The organism is Planococcus plakortidis, from assembly GCF_001687605.2.
GTDB classification, from domain to species: domain Bacteria; phylum Bacillota; class Bacilli; order Bacillales_A; family Planococcaceae; genus Planococcus; species Planococcus plakortidis.
Genome location: NZ_CP016539.2, coordinates 2631108 through 2650831 on the forward strand (window position 1 = coordinate 2631108; position 19724 = coordinate 2650831).

At 50.9% G+C, this 19724-nt stretch carries 18 protein-coding genes; 6 read left to right on the forward strand and 12 right to left on the reverse strand.

The features are described 5' to 3' along the window. Positions 1–161: 161 nt before the first annotated feature. From BBI15_RS13180 to BBI15_RS13190, 3 genes are all read right to left on the reverse strand, one after another. Positions 162–1610, reverse strand: a complete 1449-nt coding sequence (locus tag BBI15_RS13180) for a phospholipase D family protein (protein ID WP_068870189.1) — start codon at positions 1608–1610, stop codon at positions 162–164. 110 nt (positions 1611–1720) lie between these two features. After that, on the reverse strand, positions 1721–2257 hold the full coding sequence (locus BBI15_RS13185) for an RNA polymerase sigma factor (RefSeq protein ID WP_068870191.1): 537 nt from the start codon (positions 2255–2257) through the stop codon (positions 1721–1723). Positions 2258–2395: 138 nt separating this feature from the next. Continuing rightward, positions 2396–3670, reverse strand: coding sequence for a hemolysin family protein (locus BBI15_RS13190; RefSeq protein ID WP_068870193.1), 1275 nt, complete (start codon positions 3668–3670; stop codon positions 2396–2398). 150 nt (positions 3671–3820) lie between these two features. Between BBI15_RS13190 and BBI15_RS13195 the strand changes: the two genes are divergently transcribed. The 4 genes from BBI15_RS13195 to BBI15_RS13210 all read left to right on the forward strand — a co-directional run bounded on the left by BBI15_RS13195 (position 3821) and on the right by BBI15_RS13210 (position 7934). Then, positions 3821–5200: a dipeptidase gene (locus BBI15_RS13195; RefSeq protein ID WP_068870195.1), complete on the forward strand. Its 1380-nt coding sequence runs from the start codon at positions 3821–3823 to the stop codon at positions 5198–5200. Between the two features lie 73 nt (positions 5201–5273). Then, on the forward strand, positions 5274–5849 hold the full coding sequence (locus tag BBI15_RS13200) for a glycerol-3-phosphate acyltransferase (RefSeq protein ID WP_084632899.1): 576 nt from the start codon (positions 5274–5276) through the stop codon (positions 5847–5849). Between the two features lie 102 nt (positions 5850–5951). Next, complete coding sequence (locus tag BBI15_RS13205) at positions 5952–6815, forward strand: DegV family protein (protein WP_068870197.1); 864 nt, start codon at positions 5952–5954, stop codon at positions 6813–6815. A gap of 99 nt (positions 6816–6914) precedes the next feature. Further along, on the forward strand, positions 6915–7934 hold the full coding sequence (locus tag BBI15_RS13210) for a DUF2804 domain-containing protein (RefSeq protein ID WP_068870200.1): 1020 nt from the start codon (positions 6915–6917) through the stop codon (positions 7932–7934). A 60-nt stretch (positions 7935–7994) separates the two neighbouring features. On the opposite strand, the gene BBI15_RS16455 is transcribed toward BBI15_RS13210, so the two are convergent. Genes BBI15_RS16455 through kynA form a run of 3 tightly spaced genes read right to left on the reverse strand, consistent with a single transcriptional unit; the run spans position 7995 to position 9738 of the window. Further along, entirely contained in the window at positions 7995–8159 is a 165-nt protein-coding gene (locus BBI15_RS16455) for a hypothetical protein (RefSeq protein ID WP_157101667.1), read from the reverse strand. Continuing rightward, positions 8156–8866, reverse strand: a complete 711-nt coding sequence (locus BBI15_RS13215) for a glycerophosphodiester phosphodiesterase family protein (RefSeq protein ID WP_068870202.1) — start codon at positions 8864–8866, stop codon at positions 8156–8158. The genes BBI15_RS16455 and BBI15_RS13215 overlap by 4 nt, the downstream gene beginning before the upstream one ends. Before the next feature lie 17 nt (positions 8867–8883). Beyond that, positions 8884–9738 (reverse strand): tryptophan 2,3-dioxygenase, encoded by an 855-nt coding sequence (gene kynA / locus BBI15_RS13220; protein WP_068870204.1) that lies wholly within the window; start codon positions 9736–9738, stop codon positions 8884–8886. Positions 9739–9885: 147 nt separating this feature from the next. On the opposite strand from kynA, the gene BBI15_RS13225 reads away from it, so the two are divergent. Beyond that, positions 9886–10401 carry a YusW family protein gene (locus BBI15_RS13225; RefSeq protein WP_068870206.1) on the forward strand — a complete coding sequence of 172 codons (516 nt, stop codon included), beginning with the start codon at positions 9886–9888 and terminating at the stop codon, positions 10399–10401. A 46-nt stretch (positions 10402–10447) separates the two neighbouring features. On the opposite strand, the gene BBI15_RS13230 is transcribed toward BBI15_RS13225, so the two are convergent. From BBI15_RS13230 to BBI15_RS13245, 4 genes are all read right to left on the reverse strand, one after another. Further along, positions 10448–11296 carry a GNAT family N-acetyltransferase gene (locus BBI15_RS13230; RefSeq protein WP_237150870.1) on the reverse strand — a complete coding sequence of 283 codons (849 nt, stop codon included), beginning with the start codon at positions 11294–11296 and terminating at the stop codon, positions 10448–10450. Positions 11297–11437: 141 nt separating this feature from the next. Next, on the reverse strand, positions 11438–13261 hold the full coding sequence (locus tag BBI15_RS13235; protein WP_157101668.1) for an ABC transporter ATP-binding protein: 1824 nt from the start codon (positions 13259–13261) through the stop codon (positions 11438–11440). Then, entirely contained in the window at positions 13254–14978 is a 1725-nt protein-coding gene (locus tag BBI15_RS13240; protein ID WP_068870210.1) for an ABC transporter ATP-binding protein, read from the reverse strand. The genes BBI15_RS13235 and BBI15_RS13240 overlap by 8 nt, the downstream gene beginning before the upstream one ends. A gap of 174 nt (positions 14979–15152) precedes the next feature. Further along, the gene (locus BBI15_RS13245; RefSeq protein WP_068870212.1) at positions 15153–16064 is read right to left on the reverse strand and encodes a DMT family transporter; all 912 of its coding nucleotides are present in this window, start codon (positions 16062–16064) and stop codon (positions 15153–15155) included. 268 nt (positions 16065–16332) lie between these two features. Between BBI15_RS13245 and BBI15_RS13250 the strand changes: the two genes are divergently transcribed. After that, positions 16333–18339 (forward strand): sensor domain-containing protein, encoded by a 2007-nt coding sequence (locus BBI15_RS13250; protein ID WP_068870214.1) that lies wholly within the window; start codon positions 16333–16335, stop codon positions 18337–18339. A 123-nt stretch (positions 18340–18462) separates the two neighbouring features. Here BBI15_RS13250 and BBI15_RS13255 read toward each other — a convergent pair whose 3' ends face one another. Together BBI15_RS13255 and BBI15_RS13260 are read right to left on the reverse strand one after the other, a co-directional pair. Continuing rightward, positions 18463–18930: a threonine/serine exporter family protein gene (locus BBI15_RS13255; protein WP_068870215.1), complete on the reverse strand. Its 468-nt coding sequence runs from the start codon at positions 18928–18930 to the stop codon at positions 18463–18465. Positions 18931–18942: 12 nt separating this feature from the next. Continuing rightward, positions 18943–19698, reverse strand: coding sequence for a threonine/serine exporter family protein (locus tag BBI15_RS13260; protein ID WP_068870217.1), 756 nt, complete (start codon positions 19696–19698; stop codon positions 18943–18945). Positions 19699–19724 lie beyond the last annotated feature (26 nt).

The following is a 19724-nucleotide window of genomic DNA, read 5'->3' on the forward strand; positions in this document are numbered from 1 at the left end:
TAGCTGCATGACCCGCATCCAGCGGGCCCCAAGCGCCCCCTGCAACGTAGTCGAAAAGCGGAAGTTTTTCCACTCACTTATTTTTATTTCTCTAATATCCTGTTGGCCCCAAGCAGCTATTAATACTTATCCTGTTTTTCGTATCTTTCACTTACTTACTTTCAATAAGTCGTCAGCTTGAAGAGCTTTTGGAAGTTGTAGATGCCGCGCTGCCAGAACGTGAACTCGTCCTGGAATTCTTCCAGTTCAAGTGTGTAGAGAGCGTCTTCGTTATTCCACAGACGGTCAAAATAGGTATCCAGTTCACCCACCAATTCACTGTCCGCCGGCGCTTTGATGAGGATGTCCGCCTCTAGGTTATAATCCATCAATGCTCTTTCCGTCATATTTGCCGCTCCACCCAAGATGACGGCCTCACCTTCTCTTTGCACGATTACGGTTTTTGTATGGAATTGCCCGACGACCGGGTTGTACCAGCGGACTTCCAAAGAATCGCTCGCTTCATCCATCATGCCGTTCACCGCCGGCCGGTTCGGCAAGCCGGTTTTTTCATTGCCGAATGCATTTTCGTTTGGATCGAGCACGAGCTGCACTTCCACGCCGCGATTCGATGCGTCCACTAAGCTGTTGACGACACTGGTCTCGGATAAATAGAACATGGCCATTTGGATGCTATCGCCTTTTTCCGTGCTGTCCATTTCCTTCAAAAGAGCCTTCAATATCTGCCGCTCCGTCACATATTGCACTTCATAATCGCCTTCTTGACCAGGCATCTCAGCCCTTGGCAGTTCAGGGCCTCCCGATAGTTTCGAGACCGCTTCCTCAGCTTCCAGGATATCATCGAGCACCGGCCCGCTGACACGGAATGCCATATTTCCGTGAAGGCCGCTTGCATCATGCGGATTGGCTGAACTGATGATCGCTTCCTGCTCTGACACGACCGTTTTCCGGTGATTGGCTTTGATGTTCATCAGCTTCATATAAGAAGATAGCGTCATGTCCGGCGCTTCGCTCGACATGGCATTTGCAATCCATCCTTCGCCGTCGTTATCGAACCATTGGAAAATTACCCGGTAAAGCCCTGAATACAGCGGCATCGAATCGCGCAATTTGTCGAGGTCGGTGATAATCACTTCGACCCCTTCCGCTTCCAAGGTTTCCAGCAGCAAGCTTTCATAGGAACCGTATCCGATATTCAGCGGGTCGGTGATGAAATAGATCGGAAAATCGGGATTTTCTTTCTTTTTCTCGATTAAATGATCGGCCAAACGTTCCGCAACCGCTGGATAGGCTGTTTCCGTATCGTTGTAATTATCGAATAGGAACAGATCGAGCACGAGAAATTCTTCAGCCTCATCGATCAGTTCATGGATTTCGTCAAAAATCCGCAACTCGCTCTCCAAACCTGTGCCGTCCTTATCCTGTGCATAGCTCAGGTCATAAATCATCTCCACTTGCTCGGCGCTGTGCAAGTCCCCGGCGAATGAAACACCTTCCGGTAAAGGCTTAAATGTGTGCCAAATAATGACAATTATATACATTGCAGCGAGCACTCCCACTATGCCCATGATGATGCGCCGACGCTTGCTGTAACTCTTGAATTTTTTCATTAAGCCCCCGCTCCTTTGCTTCATTATAAGCGGAAGGGCTACGAAAAAATATCAGTTATTATTTTCCATATAAAAACCCCAGCCACTATTCGGCTGGGGTTTGGAAAATATCAAGCTATCACTACATATTCGCGGGTTCTGACGTCTTCCATCAGCATGTCTTTCAAGCGCTGTTTGCCGCGGTGCAGGCGGGATTTCACCGTACCGATCGACACTTTCATCGTCTCGGCGATTTCAACGAGTGAATACTGATGCACATAAAAATAGACGATTGTCGTCCGGTAAATCGCATCCAGTTCCGAAATTTTGTGGCGGATCATGACAGAGACATCTTGTTTTTCCAATAATTCGGCAGTTCCGGTCTCATCGGTCGGGATCAAATCCAGCAACGAGACGTCTAGCCCTTCCGGCTGATTGGCAATATGTTTGCTGCGGCGCACATTCTTGCGGTAGCGGTCGCGGAATGTATTCATGCAAATGGTCGTCAACCAGGCTTTGGCGTGATCGACTTCAGCGATCGAGGATTCATAGCGTACTACTTTCAGCCATACTTCCTGCATCAAGTCTTCAGCTTCGGCTTTATTGCGGGTAAGTTTCAGGCATAGATGATAGATATAGCGGTTATATTCGGCATATAGCTCTTCCATCGGCGTTACCTCCGTCCGGTGATCTTATGCCCTTATTGTGCCTGAGTTCAGCCTTACGCTCTATCGTTCCCTCTTTCAGTATCCTTACAATGTTGTAAGAAACGAAAAAGCCGGCCTAAGTTGCTGGCCGGCTTCCTCCTATTGTCTCTTGGCTGAATTTTCGCTTACAGGTTCTTCTTCTTCAGGTTCAGCGATTTTCGTGATCGTCAACCGCTCGATGCGGTTCCGATCCATTTCATTGACGACTACGTGCAAGTTTTCATACGTGAACTCTTCGCCGACGTCCGGCACATGCCCGAGTTGCTGCATGACAAAGCCGGCAATCGTATCATGGTCTTCCGGAACTTCGACTTCAAACATTTCATTGACATCCTCGATTTCGAGGCGGCCGTGGCAAGACAATTGGCTGTCGGTCATTTCGAATACCAGCTCATCGTCTTCGTCATCCGTTTCGTCTTCGATGTCCTGGCCGATCATTTCCTCGATGATGTCTTCGTGTGTCACAATCCCAAGCGTCCCGCCGTATTCATCCAAAATGACGGCCATATGCTTTTTCTTCGCCATCATCAACTTGAAGACTTTCTCGACGCTTACCGATTGCACGACGAATAATGGATTGTCGTCCATCAATTCCGCCAAGGTCAAATTCGGGTTCATCGACCATTCGATGAGTTTCTTGGAATAGAACAAGCCGACGACATTGTCCATGCTTTCTTCGTAAACAGGGTAGCGCGTGTACGAGGAATCCAAAATCAAGTCACGGACTTCTTCGTAGGTCATCTCTATGGAAATCCCCACCGTATCCGTGCGGTGCGTCGACATGACGTCCGACACGTCCTTATGCGGGAAATCGAGCACGCCTTTGATGCGCTCCGATTCATCCGCTTCAAACGTTCCTTCGGTCGACGCGATATCGACCATCGTCCGCAGTTCTTCTTTGGTCATCGTCGCTTCCTTGACGCTGCCTTTCGAAATGATGCGGATGAAGATATTCGTGAACTGCGCAAGTAGCCACGTCAATGGTTTAAAGATCAGCACCAAAAAGGAGATGACCGGCGCGACAATATAAGCGATCTTATCCGCAAACGTCGCGGCGATGGTCTTCGGCAATACTTCGCCGAAGATGATCAGGACCACCGTCAAGATGGCTGTCGCGAGCCCGACCTCCCATCCTTCCGTGATGGCGATGGTCGTGACGAGTGTAGGCAGCATGATATTGGAAATATTATTACCGATCAAGATAGTCGTGATCATCCGGTCCGGCTTCGCGATCAGTTTCTCAAGCTTCTGGGATTTGATGTCTCCCTGCTCCGCGCGAAGATGGACCTTCATCCTATTAACTGCCGTGAGTGCCGTTTCGCTTCCCGACAGGAAAAACGACATGATCAGAAATAAAGCCAATGCTATAAACAAATTTACTTCCTCCAGTAAAATACATATCAAATTTTTTCGAACTGTTTCCGTATTATCCATAGTACCACAGCAATTTTCCTCTTGTCGAAAAGGACAACTTAGCTATGCTATAATTTCCACATACTAAAAATACTGGAAAGCAGGGATTTCATGAACGCCACTCAAATCGATAAGTACTTCAAAGATCACCGCCAGGCACACCTCGAAGAATTGAAAAACTTTTTGCGCATTCCATCGGTCAGCTCCCTTTCCGAGCATAAAGCCGATATGCAAAAAGGCGCAGAATGGCTTATTCAATCGTTGACGAAAGCCGGCCTTGAGAATGCCAGCATCGATGAAACGGAAGGCCATCCGGTGGTCTACGCCGACTGGCTCCATGCCGAGGGCAAACCGACGATCCTCGTGTACGGCCATTACGATGTCCAGCCGGTCGACCCGCTTCACTTATGGGAAACGCCGCCGTTCGACCCTCACGTACGCGACAATAAATTGTATGCCCGCGGCGCGAGCGACGATAAGGGCCAAGTATTCATGCATATGAAAGCGGTCGAAGCATTGCTTCAGTTGAACGGCGAACTCCCCGTCAACATCAAATTCATCCTTGAAGGCGAAGAAGAGATTGGCAGCCCGAGCTTGCCGAAATACGTGGAAGACAACAAGGAAAAACTTGCGGCTGATATCATCGTCATTTCCGATACCGGCATGCAAGGACCAGGGCGCCCCGCTGTCTGTTACGGGCTGCGCGGGCTCGCGGGCATCCAGATCGATGTCAACGGCCCTAAAGGCGACTTGCACTCCGGGCTTTACGGCGGCGCTGTCCAGAACCCGCTTCACGCCATCGTGGAAATCCTGGAATCGTTCCGCGATAAAGAAGGGGTCATCCAAGTGGAAGGCTTCTACGACGATGTGCGCCCCGTCTCGGATGAGGAACGCGCGGAATTCGCCGCGCTTGATTTCGATCTGGAAAATGAAAAGCAGGCAATCGGCATTACGGAAGATTTCGGCGAAAAAGGCTATTCGTTTGTCGAACGGACATGGATCCGCCCGACGCTCGAAATCAACGGCATCACCGGCGGGTTTTCCGGCGAAGGCATCAAGACCGTCCTGCCCGCTGAAGCCAGCTCGAAGATCACATGCCGGCTCGTCCCTGACCAGGATCCAGACGACATCATCGCCAAGCTGAAAGCGCATGTTGAAGCCCATAAACCGGCAGGCGTCACGGTCAGCATCACGGAGTTCGATAAAGGCAAGCCGTTCCTGACTCCATACGACCATCCGGCCATCCAGGCAGCGGGCCGCTCGTATGAAAAAGTGTATCAAGTGCCGACTGCTTTCACGCGCATGGGCGGATCGATTCCGATTGTCGCTGCGTTCGATGAAATTCTCGGATTCCCGGTCGTCTTGATGGGCTTCGGGCTTGCCTCGGAGAATTTCCATGCGCCGAATGAGCATTTCCATTTGGAGAATTTCGATAAAGGGCTCCGCGTCATCAGCGATTACTTGCTTGAAGCATCAAAACTAGGCCAATAATCTTCAAAGCCTTCCCTGAGCTGGGGAGGCTCTTATTTTATATGGAATTGCATTCATTTACCGGAGGGTTTCGATGGTTATTTTGTATTGGATTGGCGCATATTTGCTTGGCACTGTTTTGACTGCCCTGTTGTTAGGAAAATGGAAAGGCATAGATATCACTTCTTCAGGAAGCGGCAACCCGGGTGCCCGCAATGCATGGCTCGTACTCGGCCGAAGGGCTTCCTTACTGGTCTTTCTCGGCGATTTCCTGAAAGGTTCGCTCGTTGTGTGGGCAGGGCTTTGGGGCGGGTTTTCATTATTGTCCGTGGCAGTTGCCGGATTGCTTTCAGTCGTCGGCCATATTTATCCCGTATGGCGAAAAGGCCGTGGCGGGAAAGGCATCTCGACTTTTGCCGGTGTCACTTTCTGGCTGACGCCAGATTTATTCTTGGCGATGCTTGTGTTGTCATTCGCTTTTTATCCGTGGCTGAAAAGTGCCACTCTATCGATGCTTGCTGGATTCAGCGCATTTTTCGCCGTTGCTTTTGCGTTTCAAGTTCAATCTGTTGTCTGGCCGCTGTTTGTTGCCATTATTATTATTGTAATTCGCCACAAAGCGAATATTAAAGTTTCAATGGAGACACGTTTTCCTTCAAACAAAGCCTGAATGTCCCGCTCTCGGAGATTTTTATTCAAGAAAGCTAGGACCAATTTATTATCCGTGTTATAGTTTTATTATTCAAAATACTCGATAGATAGGGGTTTTACGATGAAAAAGCCAATTGCATGGATCATGGATACAACCGGATACGTCACAGAACAATTCAAATCGCACCCCGATGTCTATATCGTCCCGCTGAATATCCATTTCGGCTCGGAAGAATTCATCGATGACGGCATCGACCTCTCAAACGATGAATTATACGCACGCATGAAAAGCTCAAAGGATTTCCCGAAAACTTCACAGCCTTCTGCAGGGAAATTTGCGGAACTTTACGAAAAGCTGAAAGAGGAATATGAATGCGCCATCGCTGTCCACGCCTCCGCCAAATTAAGCGGCACGATCGCCTCCTCCATGACCGGTGCGGAAATGACGGAGTTCAAGGTCTATACCGTCGATTCACTAGCTTTGTCATATGGGCTGTCCGGGCTTCTTGAACGCGGATTGGAACTCCAGGGCGAAGGGCTTTCCGCCGAGGAAATCACCAAGCGCCTTGAACAGGAAACCACAAACTTCCGCAATTTCATCCTGATCGGCAATCTAAGCCAATTGTATAAAGGCGGCCGGATGAGCGGCGCGCAATATTATATCGGCAGCGTCCTGAAAATCAAGCCAATTGTCCAAATCACCGAGAAAGGTGAGCTGGAGCCGATCGACAAAGTGCGTTCCCATAAGAAAGCGCTCTCTTATCTGCTTGATCGCGCCAAGGCAGACCACGAACAATACGGCATCGACTATTTCCAGATCATGCACGGCCATATCCCTGAACAGGCCGAGGAATTGAAGGCAGAACTTTTGAAGTTCGCGCCTGAAGCGAAAGTACTGGTCGGCAACTTGAGTTCGTCATTGGCTGTCCATGCCGGAGAAGGCACTTTGGCGTTCATGTGGAGAAGGCCGCCTGCGAATGCATAAGAAAATGCCAGTCTTTAGTTCCACTTCAAAGCATTTTTCCGGGAAAATCTGGGGTTTATTGATACAATAAGGGCATATGAAGACAGCGAGGTGGATTCGATGCAACATATTGAACGGGAACTGACAGAATACGTTAAATTATGTGATGCCAAAGGCCAATTGAATCCAAGCGCCATCGGATATGCCAAGAAGCCCATAGTCGAAAGCAATTTGAAAGGCAATTTCCTGCGCAAGAAAAAGTGGAATTATTGGTGTGTATTCGGTGACGAAATCGTTTTCTCCGCGACCATTTGCCATTTGGATTATGCAGCTGTCTGCTTTGTCTATTTCCTTAATTATGAAACGCAGCGTTTTTTCGAGAAGACGGTCATGGTGCCCTATTCGAGAAGCCTGCTCTTGTCGGAAAGTGTATTGGGCAACTCGCTGTTCTACCATTCGGAGCTCTCTATCCATTCCATCTACGATGAAGGCAAGACGCGACTGGCAGTAACCGTGCCCGATTTCGATGGCGAAAAATTGCACGCCTCACTCACGATTGCCCATCCGGAAGACTTGGAATCGTTGAATGTCGTAATTCCATGGAACCGCCAAACTTTCCAGTTCACCGCAAAGCATCACGCCTTGCCGACGGCGGGAACGGTGCAGATCGGGCCGAAACGCTACGATTTCGACGAATTGGATAGCTTTTCGGTATTGGACTTCGGCAGGGGCGTATGGCCGCGCGAAGCGGTATGGAATTGGGGAATGGCCTCCCAACGCTCGCTCGGCAAAGTCATCGGCTTGAATCTCGGCGGCAAATGGACAGATGGCACGGGCATGACGGAAAACGCCTTTTTTGTCAATGGCCGTATGACCAAAATCAGTGAAGATGTCATTTTCCGCTACGATGCAGAAAATTTCAAGAAACCGTGGCTCATCCATACGAAACTGAGCGATGACGTCAAATTGACGTTCACGCCATTTTATGAACGCGTGTCAAAATCGGATGCACGCCTTGTGAAATCGGAAGTCCATCAATTGTTCGGCTATTACAACGGCTATGTCCGCTATGCAGACGGCAAGAAGTTGAAGATCCATCAATTATTGGGATCTGTAGAAGAGCATTACGCGAAGTGGTAATTCCACCCAAAACAAATAACCGCCTGCTGGATGTCGATCCGACATCCAGCAGGCGGTTTTCTATTTATGTTCAGCTATTTTCTTCGTGAAGCCCGAATACCATGGCTTGCCGATCGAAAAGGCAGGCAGCAGGACTAGCCCTGCAACGAGCGGCCAGTCTGCAGTTCCGGTGAATCCTAAGGTCAGTGTTGCAAGCAGCCATGTACTCAATACAACTCGCTTCATTTCAATTCCATCAGCATTTTTTCGGGATAATCGGTGAAGATGCCGGAAGCGCCGAGCTGCTGCAATTGCCCTGCATAGTCCAGCCGGTTGACCGTATACACATAGACCTCACAGCCTTTTCCGATCAATTCGGCCCCATGGCGAAGCGCATAGGGCAAGGAGAGGTGAAGCCGTTTCGTCCCGACCGTCCCAGCATAAGCGGCGATATCCACCAAAATATTGGAAGCCAGGATCGCTCCCGGCAACTGCTGGTGATGGATCGCCTGCTGCACGTCCTGGTGGTTGAATGAGGAGATGACGAGCCGTTTTTCCATTCCCTGTCCAGCTGCAAGCCTGGCCACTTTTTCCAACGCCCCCGCATACGGGAAAATATCCGTTTTCAGTTCCACATTCAGTATGTGGCCGGTATCTTTGAACACGCCGAAAACTTCTGCCAATGTCGGGATCGTGGCCCCGGCCCACTCTGCCGCTTTCCAGCTCCCGGCATCCAGTTGTTTCAGTTCAGCAAGCGACATGTCTTTTACATAGCCTTTGCCATTGGTGGTGCGGTTCACTTTTTCATCGTGGATGACGACAAGCTCCCCATCCTTCGATAAATGGATGTCCAGTTCCACCCCGTGAACCGGCAACGCCGCCGCTTCCCTAAACGCAGGCAATGTGTTTTCAGGATGCGTGCCCGAACTTCCGCGATGTGCAAAAATCTCCATAAACCTGCCTCCCGCCGTTAGACATCTGTCCGGATTTGCCAAAGTTCCGGAAAGAAATATTGATCCAATACTTTTTTCAAATAATTGACGCCGGACGATCCGCCTGTCCCTTGTTTGAAGCCGATAATTCGTTCGACCGTCTTCATGTGGCGGAAACGCCATTGCTGCAGCCAATCTTCGATATCCACCAACTTCTCCGCCAATTGATACAGCTCCCAGTGTTCATCGACATTGCGGTAAATTTCCTTCCACGCTTCCCGCACGCTGTCATTCGGTTCATACACGGTGCTGACATCGCGGGATAGCACGCTGTCGTCAATTTTAAATCCGCTGCGCGCCAGTTTCTGGATGGCGGCATCATACAAGCCCGGGGCGTGGAAAGCTTCTGTCAGCTGCTCGTGCAAGACCGGGTCTTTTTCATAAATGCTCAAGACATGCTTCGTTTTGTATCCAAGCGCGAATTCGATCATGCGGTACTGGTAGGATTGGAAGCCGCTCGCATTGCCGAGCTCATCCCGGAACTCCAAATATTCAGCAGGTGTCAAAGTCGACAATACATCCCAGCCCTGGATAATCTGCGATTGGATGCGCGATACGCGTGCCAATTGCTTGAACGCCGGCTGCAGATCGTCTGCCTCGATGTGGCGGATGGCCGCCGACAGCTCATGCAAAATCAGCTTCATCCATAATTCGGATACTTGATGGATGATGATGAAAAGCGATTCATCGTGATGCCCGCTGACGCCGTCCTGTGCAGTCAAGAGCTTGTCGAGATGCAGGTAATCGCCATAGGTCATGCTTTCCTTGAAATCGGTGCGGATGTTCTGTTCGGTGGCAGCGGCAATGTTTTGCCCATTTTGGTATTTATCCATTTGAATGGCTCCATTCAAACTCTGCTTGTGCTCGGCTCTGCTCTCACTTGCTATTATGCAATATTTTTTACATATTTCATTGCTTATCTTCCATAATTCAGGGAATAGAAATGTAGATACTTAAAACCGAAAGGGAGTTTATCTATTATGGCAAACAACAAAAAATTGGTCTTCCCTGCGCTCATCATGTCCGCTACACTCTTCTTGGCGGCATGTGGAGATGACGAGGAAGTGACGCAGCCTGTCACAGATGATGCACCTGAAGAAACAGCACCGGAAGGGGAATCGGCTGAAGACGCTTCCCCAAGCGGGGACACTGCAGTGACTTCGGACGGCCAAACTTACGGTTTTACCGACCTGTCCGTTGAGGTCGATATGCCTGACCAGGACGACGCACTGGACTTTAGCTACGAAGAAGAACGCGGCCAGGTCGAGGCCGAATATGAGAACAAAATCGACGGTGTTGACCTGACAGGTGACGAAGCGTTCAATGAAATGGAACAAGGCCTGTCCCAGCTGAACATAAGCCCCGACACGCCGGATGATGAAGTCATCAGCCAAGTCGTAGAAGCTTTCGGTATCGATCCCGGTTTCAAGAAAATCGAAATTGAAGTAGACTATGCAGGAGGTTCCGATAAAAACTACGAACAAACAAATCAATAAACGCTAAAACTTGACTGCCCCGCTCTCCAGCCGGGCAGTTTTTCATTCACCGGCGTTGCCAATATGAAATAGTCGATACCTTTGTAAATCCTGCCTTCCCGTAAACCGGCCAGGACGGATTTTCGGTCTCCACTTCGACCAGAACACGGCCCAAATTTTTCTGGTGCGCCAAATGCCGCGCCCATTTCAGGAAGGCCTGCCCAAAGCCTGAACGCTGGGCATCCGGCGACACTGCGAGCGCCGTCAGCCATAACGCCCCGTCTTCATTGCTTATGGTAGCCGTCGCCACCAATTTGCCGCCTTGCTGCATCAAATAGACCTGGCGCTCCGGGTCTTCCAAATTATGTTCAAGAACGGGAAGGACGGATTCATCGAATGCCGCACGCAAAAGATCCGCCAGTTCATCTAAATACTTCTCTTCATATGGAAAGATTTCGACCGTATCGGCTAATGGGTACACAGAAAGCGGTTGAGCTTCAAACTGCAGCTCCTGGAAAGAACAGCTATAGCCAAGTGCATTCAGCCAGGCATCCGCTGCTTCACTTTCAGCAAAAGCCGCCAATTCGCTTTCCGCCCCGCGCTGTTCGAGTGAATGCTGCACCCCATCGGCCAGGGCGGTTGCCAGCCCAAGCCGGCGATAATCCGGCGCGACAAACGCCGACCATTCGTAATGATGTACGCCGACCAAATCCGCTGCCGCAGCACAACCTACCAACTCCCCGCTAACGGTATAGGCGAGCACCGCAAATCCTTTCGCAAATGGTTTTTGCCATAATTCCTTCAGCAGCAATGTCTGGCATTCTTCCGGTTCGCCGTCAATCAGCCGCTCCATTTCCCCTGCAGTTTCCGCATCCAGCGGAAACGATGCAATCGACAGGGACAATTCCATTTCCATCCCGCCTTCCTTTTCTTCTTATCATAACCGCCAAAAGCGCCTGCCGCCACCTGATTCCCGAAATTAAGATTCCTCCCCGCCCTCACCATTGCATAAAAAAAAGCAAAAGCCGGGATCGGCCCGGCTTTTGCTTCAGTTTCCTCATAATTTGGCATCTGCCAACATGGTGGCATACAAACCGCCTTTTTCCAGCAATTCGCCCTGGCTGCCGGATTCGGCCAATTTGCCGAGCTCCATGACATAGACGAAGTCCGCTTTCCTCACCGTATTCAAACGGTGGGCGATGACGAAACTCGTGCGCCCTTCCATGAGCCTCTCGAGCGCTTCCTGGATTTTCAGTTCCGTCACGGTGTCGATCGAACTTGTCGCCTCATCGAGCAGCAAAATGACCGGGTCGGCGATCAGCGCACGGGCGATCGACAGCAGCTGCTTCTGCCCTTGGCTGATCATCGAACCATCGCCGGAAAGCACCGTGTCGTAGCCTTCCGGCAGTTTGGAGATGAAGTCATGGGCATTGGCTTTCTTGGCCGCTTCCACCACTTCTTCGTCTGTTGCATCGAGCTTGCCGTAACGGATGTTATCGCTGACCGTAGCTTCGAATAGGAACGGGTCCTGCAAGACGAAAGCGATCTGCTTGCGCAAGGTTTCGCGAGGCATCGCGCCGATTGGCGTTCCATCGATGCGGATCTCCCCTTCGTCGACATCGTAAAATCTGGCCAAAAGCTGCATGACTGTCGTTTTGCCGGCGCCTGTCGCGCCGACGAAAGCAGCCGTCTGCCCGGTTTCCACCGTAAAGCTGAGATCCCGGATGGTCCATTCTTCATCCGCGCCTTCATATTTGAAGGAGACATGATCGAATTCGACTTTTCCTTCGAGCCGTTTATCGGCGTTCTTCTTCGTATCGTCCGCTTCTTCCGCTTCGTCCATGATGGCGAATACGCGTTCAGCCCCCGCGATTGCCGAGAGCACGGTATTGAACTGGTTTGCCAAATCGTTCAACGGCCGCGTAAACTGGCGGGAATACTCGGTGAAAATGACGATAACGCCGATCGTGACCGAGCCGTTCAAAGCCAGCAATCCTCCGATGCCTGCAACAAGCGCGAAACTGCCGTTGTTCAGGAAGTTCATCACTTTCGGAATGAACCCGGCGTATGTCCAAGCCCAGAAACCGGTACGGCGGAGGCGTTCACTCTTGGCGAGGAACTCATCCATGACACGGTCTTCCTGGGAAAAGGCTTTGATGATCTTTTGCCCTGAAATGGTTTCTTCGATCATGCCGTTCAGGTCCCCGACAGCCTTTTGCTGTTCTTTGTACAAACGGCCTGTACGTTTCGTGATCCAGCGAATCGACCAGTACATAAGCGGGATGATGATGAATGTCAGCACCGTGAGAATCGGGCTGAGCGTGACCATCACCGCCGCAGTCCCGACCAGTGTCAAAACGCTCGAGAACACTTGAATGAACGAAGTGTTGAGCGTCGATGACACGTTTTCGATATCGTTGGTCACCCGGCTCATCAATTCACCGTGCTGGCGCTTGTCGAAAAACGATACCGGCAAGCGCTGCAAATGGCCGAACAGCCCCGCACGCATTTGATAGATGACTTGCTGGGCGATGCCTACCATCCAGTAGTTCTGCAAGTACAGGGAAACCGAATGGAGCACATAGACCACAATAAGCCAGCCGATGATCAAGCCCATCCCCTCGAATGCCCCCGGCACGATATACGTGTCGATGATATAACCGATCAAGAACGGCCCGAGCAATGCCATCGCAGAGCTGACGAACACAAGTGCAAGGACCGCGATCAATAGCATGCGCTGTTCATCCACCAGCTTCCAGATCCGCAGCAAAGTGGATTTCCAGTTTTTTGCGCGTTCATTCTTTTTATCCGGTGACTTCTTTAGATCTTCCTTCGTCAATACCGGCTCATAGCCGAACGGCCGGCGAATTGCGTCAAACATATTCATCCACCTCCTCCGCTTGCTGGGACTGTGCGATTTCACGATACAGAGAAGACATTTCCAGCAGTTCATCATGTGTGCCATAAGCTGATGCGACGCCATCTTCCAACAACAGGATCCGGTCAGCGCGCATCGCCGTCCGTACTTTCTGCGTCACGAGCAGTGTCGTCGCCTGCTCTTTGTCGAGCTCTGCCCACAGTGCAGATTCGGTCTTCACGTCAAGCGCGCTCGTACTGTCATCGAGAATCAAAATCGATGGTTTGCGGACCAATGCCCGGGCGATCGACAGCCGCTGCTTTTGGCCGCCCGATAAATTGACGCCTTTTTGGCCGACGCGCGTTTCATAGCCTTTCGGGAAGCGCCTCACCGTCTCGTCAATTTGCGCTTTCTCTGCCGCTCCTGTCAGTTCAGGGAGTTCCGCCTGCTCTTTGCCCCACGACAGGTTGTCGGAAATGCTGCCGGTGAAGAGCATCGATTGCTGTGGCACAAGCCCGATCGATTTGCGCAGCTCCTGCAAGTCCCACTCCCGGACATCGCGGCCGTGCACGTATACGGTTCCTTCCGTCGCCTCGTAGAATCTCGGGATCAATTGCAGCAATGAAGTCTTGCCCGAGCCCGTGGCGCCCATGATGGCCAGTTTTTCGCGCGGCGCCAGCTCGAAGCTGATATTTTGGAGCACTTTTCTCGACGTGCCCGGATACGTGAAGGAAACATCATCCAAACGGATGGCTCCTTCCTCGACCGGCGCCATCGCTCCTTGCACTTCCTCGCCGCCGTCATCCGCCAGCAGAATCTCTTCGATGCGGTCAGAGGAAGCCTTGGCGCGCGCGAAGGCCATGATGATGAATGAGAACATCGAAAAGGCCCCGGTCATGCGCATCGCATAATTGACGATAGCGACCAGTTCACCGATCTGCGCGTCGCCGGACTGGATCTCGAACGCCCCGAACCAAACGACGGCAAGCAGCGAGATGTTCATGCCGAAAAGCAAGATCGGCAAAATGACTTCCATGATGCGGAACGCTTTGACCGTATCGGTCTTGAGCGCGCCAGCTACTTCCGAAAAGCGGTTCGCTTCATATTTGCCGCGCAAATAGGCTTTGATCAGCCGTACCGCCTGCAGGTTTTCCTGCACCATGCGGTTGACCTTATCAAGCCGCTGTTGGACAAAACTGAAATAGACGACGCCTTTTCTCACCATGAAGTATAAAAACGCCAATAAAACCGGAAAGACAACGATTAAATAAATCGCCAATTGCGCATTGACGACGAATGCCATGACCATACTGCCGACCACTAGCAAGGGCGCTCGCAGCATGATGCGCAAACTCATATAAAGTACTTGCTGGATCAGCTGGACATCACTCGTCAGCCTCGTGATGAGCCCTGATGCCGGAAACTTATTGAACATCGCGAGCGAGAACGACTGGACGCGCCCATAGACTTCGCGCCTGACATCGAACGAAAAGCTATGGGATACGTGGGAAGCGAAATACGAATTGACCACGCCGGACAGAAACGCGATCAACGACAGGCCGATGAGCACAAGGCCAAGCCGGGTGACCGTGTCCTGGTCCCCCGCCACAATGCCGTCATCGATGATGCTCGCAATGACCAGCGGCTGCAAGAGCTCGACCGCCAGCTCCAAAAGCATCAGGAATAAGGCGACGCCGATAAGCAATGAATAGGGTTTAGTATAGGAAAAGACAGTTTTCATAAGGGTGCCTCCTGAACATTTCGAAACTCGAACTTTCGTTAAAACCAGTATGCCATAATTTTCAGATATCAGGTAGGGATATCCCTTTTTCTGTCATGTATCAGAACGAATATTTTCGTATTCCAGACCGAGAAAGGCAAGCAGCAGCATGATGCTGCTGCTGCTTGCCTTTACTCACGAGTTGTCTTTGACAGGCTTTTTATTGCCGGCGAACGATAGCCATGTGACGAATACCAGCATTAGCAAGGCCCCACCGATCTGCAAGGGGGATAGAAAATGGCCGAACCAGACGAGCGAGATGACCATCGCCGTCAATGGCTCCATCGCCGATAGGATGCTCGTCTCCACAGGCGAAATGAAGCGCATGCTGCTCAGGAATAGCACAAATGCCATCGTGCCGATCAGGATGATCGCGATGATCGCCAAAATAAGTGTCGGATCTGCCAACAGCCCCCACTCATCCGACAGGAAAATCGGGTTGATGAGCCCAAGGAAGATGCCACCGAACAGCATAGACCAGCCGACGACGAGCAAAACGCCCCATTCCTGCATCAGCCTGGCAGGATAAAGCGTATAGAAGGTGAACGCCAATCCCACAAGGACACCCCAGAACAAGGCTTCTCCGCTGATGACCAGTGAATCCAGGCGGCCGTTCGTCAATAACAAGAACAACCCGGCAAGCGTCCCGAGCATGCCGAGCACCTGATAGACGGGCGGCCATTTGCGGAGGCGCAGGGAAATGAAGACGATGACATAGACCGGCGCCAAAAATTGCATCAAGGTCGCAAAGACGGCATTGCTCGTATCGATGGCTGCGACGAAGCTGTACTGGACGCCGAGCATGCCGGCCACTGAAAAAATCAATAGGGGGCGTGTCCATATCTTTTGCCGGAAAATCGATGTCACCTGCACTTTTTTCATTTTCAAAAATAGCAACAGCACGATGCCGGCGACAATAAGCCGGATGGTCAGCAAAAACGGCACCGTGATCGGGTAGACGTCGAGCGTCCATTCCATGAGAGGCCCGGTCGCACCCCAAAGCATCGCCCCTATCAGTATCATGGATACTCCTTTTAACCGTTCCATTCGCCAGCACTCCTTCCATATGAAAAAACCAACCCGTGACGAATTGGCCTATTATAGCTCCTTTTCTCTTTGAATCCATTAGAAATCGGGACAAACTGGTCGTTTCCCTCAATTTTCAATCGAATCATGCCTATTCTCTCATGAGAGCCTTAAAAAGGATAGTGTAATATCTGTGCTAAAATTCCCGTGTTATATTTTTGTAAAGTGGTGACGAAAGACCTTTTCTTCTTTATAATGAAAGTACAAAACGGTTAAGGAGCGTCAGTTAATGAGTGAAAAGCAGGATTTCTTGGCACAAACCCTAGCATATAACCATATTCCCTTCCCTATCATCATTTTCGATCAAGAAGGACTCGTCACTTGGTTCAACGGGCATGCCGAACGCATCTTTCAACTAAATACAGAAACGGCTATGGGCCAACCCTTTTCCTATATGAACCCCGAACAAGCCGCATTCCATAAGCAGCCTTGGGAAATGCTATTGGAAAGCACGGACCCGGTGCGGTTCGAAAATATGGAAATCGGTCTTGGCAGCGGCGGCCAAAGCTATTCCACAGTTGTCACGAAAGCGTTCACATCGCATGGCGAACGTTTTCTCCTGACCATCTATGAAATCGATGATCAGGCAAGCGCCGGCTCAGCAGCAAGGGAATTGAGCCACCTGCGCCATGGGCTGGATGATTCATTCATGATGACTTATTTCGACCAGGAGTTCCTCGTCACCTACGCGAACCCCCATTTCCTGAAACTCAGCAAATGGACCCCGAAACGCGTGCTCGGCAAACCTGTATGGCAAATGTTCCACGATAGCGAAGAAGACCTGGAGTTTGTCGATTCGATCCTGGAAAGCTTGAAAGACGGGCAAGTCTGGAACGGCGAAGCGAAAAAAGCGACAAAAGACGGCGATACTTATTGGGTCGACCTGACAGCGATCCCGATGCAATTATCGGAGGAGGATGCATACTATATTTTCCTCGAAAAAGACATCACCGAAACGAAGCACGCACAGAAGCACCTGGAGGAAATCGCGTTCATCGACCCGATTACCGGGCTTGAGAATCGCCACCGCCTGGAACAAGCCGTCGCTGAACATATAAAGGAAGGACGCCATTTCTCCTTCCTGTTCCTTGACATCGACCGCTTCTATACCTTGCGCGATGTATCGGATACGGATACCGAAAATGAGTTGCTCATCGAGTTCACGAAACGCCTGCGCATGTATTTCTCGGATTCATTGATCACGCGTGCCGGGCTTCATGAATTCGCGTTGATCACGCCATTGCCGAACTGGTTCATTGAAGGCTTCCTGCCATACCTGCAGCAGCATCCGATCTATATCGGCGGCACGGCCGTTCCCTTGACCGTCAGCGGCGCCATCACGAAATATCCGGAAGACCAGCAAAGCTTCGTCCATTTGATCAAGGCTTCCTATGCCACGATCAAGAAAGTCAAGGAACGCGGCGGCAGCGCCATTTCCACTTTGACGGCAGACGACCATGAACGCCTGAACCGGAAAGCGCTCATCGAAAAACGGCTTGTCCATGCACTGGACCGGAAAAACCTGCAATTGCTGTACCAGCCGCAAGTTAACCTCTCTACCGGCAGCGTAGAAAGCGTGGAAGCGCTCGTCCGCTGGAATGATGACGAAATCGGTGTCGTGACGCCTGATGAACTCATTCCGATCGCGGAAGAAAATGGCATGATCCATGAAATCGGCAGCTTTGTCCTGGAGACTGCCTGTGCGCAGCTGAAGGATTGGAAAGCGAAAGGCATCAATTTACGTATCAGCATCAACTCCTCCATCCGCGAATTCCGCGATAAGGACATGGCCAGCATGTTGATCGAGCAAATGAAAACGAATAATTGCGATCCCCAATCACTCATGATCGAGATCACCGAGAAGTTTGCGCTTGAGGCGGAAGCCGAACGCCCGATCATGCAGCAGATGAACCGCCTGAACCAGCAAGGCGTACAATTTGCGCTCGATGATTTCGGGACAGGCTATGCTTCTTTCCGTTATATGCTGCTATTGCCGATTTCCTCATTGAAAATCGATCGGACCATCATCCAGTCGATTACGAAACAGGAAAAAATGCAGAAAATGATCAACGGCATGATCCAGTTCGGCAAGTCGCTCGACTTCCAAGTGACTGCAGAAGGCGTCGAAACGAACGAACAGCTCGAATTGCTTCGGGCAATGGAGTGCAACAGCATCCAGGGCTACATCATCAGTCACCCGATGAACGCCCAGGAACTCGAAAAATGGATAAAATAATCTCTCTACCCCAGGTTGCGGAAATTCCGCGGTCTGGGGTTTTTTATCGTGTTCGGATTTTCGAATAACAGATCTCAACAAAAAACAGGCTGCCCACAAATGAGGGTGCCTGTTCGTTATGGATTATTCCTGGGTAAAACCCATTTTTTTCTGCGTACGCCTAGCTTGGTACTTGAAATACAATTGCATGAGCACTTCGGCAAACACCAGCCCCATGGCGATGGCGCCTGAAATCATCAATGCCTGCACTGCAAAGTCGACCGCTTCGGCATAATCGTTTTCCACGATATTGCGCATCGCATTGTATGCCCGGCTTCCGGGAACGAGCGGGATGATGCCGGCGACACTGAAAATGATCATCGGCATTTTAAAGATCTTCGCCAAGATGTGCGCAACAATCGCGACAATAAAAGCACCGATGAATGTCGCTTGGATCGGGTCGTCAAACGCGAGAAAATAACCCCGGTAGAACAGCCAGCCGCTCATCCCGACAAGGCCGCAACTGATAAGCGTTTTCCTGGGAATATTAAAAATGATGCCGAATGCGCCGGCAGCGAAAAAACTTAGAAACGCCTCCAAAGGCCAGTTCATTCGATCTCCTCCTTAAAATGACAATACGATGGCTATGCCGGCTCCGATAGCGAATGCCGTCAGAAAAGCCTCTGCACCCATCGACAGCCCGGACACAAAATGGCCGGCCATCATGTCGCGTACGGCATTAGTGATTAACAAGCCGGGAACAAGCGGCATGACCGAGCCGATGATGATCGTATCGGGATCGTTTCCGAAACCGCTATATACCGCAAGTACCGCTAAAGTACCGATGGCGACCGCTCCAATGAATTCGGCGAAAAATTTGACTCTCGTTTTCACGAGTACCATTTCCACAATATAAAATCCGATGCCCCCGATCAGGAAAGCGAATGGGATATCTGCCCAGCCACCGCCCATCAAAATCAGGAAGCAGGCACTGGCGGCTGCAGCTGCCAGTACTTGCAGCCATAAAGGGAATAAATAATGGGTTTTTTCGATTTCCGTCATTTCATCATATGCCTGCTGCAATGTCAGCTGCCCCGCAACAAGTCGCCTCGATACGGCATTGACACGCGCTACCCGTTCGAGATCGGTGCGCCGGCCATGGATGCGGACAAAGCGTGTCGGCAAGTCATTGCTCGGGGAAAACATGATGCCTGCCGGAGTCACAAAGCAATGGGAATCCATCATATTTTGCGAAACTGCCATCCGGATCATCGTATCTTCCACCCGGTAGGTCTCCGCTCCGCTTTCCATCATGACTTTTCCGGCCAACAGAAAACAATCCAGCGCAAGTTCTCTTCTGACTTCCGATATTTCGGCCATCCGGTCTCCCCCCTTTTTTCTTCTGT